Origin of the sequence: Staphylococcus pasteuri (assembly GCF_030547725.1) — a bacterium.
Lineage (GTDB): Bacteria > Bacillota > Bacilli > Staphylococcales > Staphylococcaceae > Staphylococcus > Staphylococcus pasteuri.
The window spans coordinates 1-257 of the sequence record NZ_JAUOQO010000543.1 but is presented as its reverse complement, the minus strand read 5'-3'; the positions used below and the strand labels follow the sequence as shown (position 1 = coordinate 257).

1 protein-coding gene is annotated in these 257 nt (G+C 47.9%); it reads right to left on the bottom strand.

Annotated features, from left to right (window positions below):
- Positions 1–257: hypothetical protein (locus Q4528_RS14665; protein ID WP_303522390.1), on the bottom strand; the 257-nt coding region annotated here is incomplete at both ends.

Sequence of the window (257 nt, the reverse complement as noted above, 5' to 3'; positions counted from 1 at the left end):
ATCACATTGTGTTGCATTATATTCTGTCCGTTAAACACAGCGCCCTGCGAATAGCGTAGTTGATTCAAACCACCATCCTGTTGGGCTAAATAGCGGCTAACATCGGCTACCTTTTGCCACTGCTGCTGGCTTAATGCGCGGTTATCAAACCAATATTCCACTATTAGGTTGTCACCGGCTAAGTTTGCCCATGTCATCCCCAGCAGCGCTTGTATGCCATCATCAAACTCTTGCTCAGAGATGGGAGCAACTTGGCC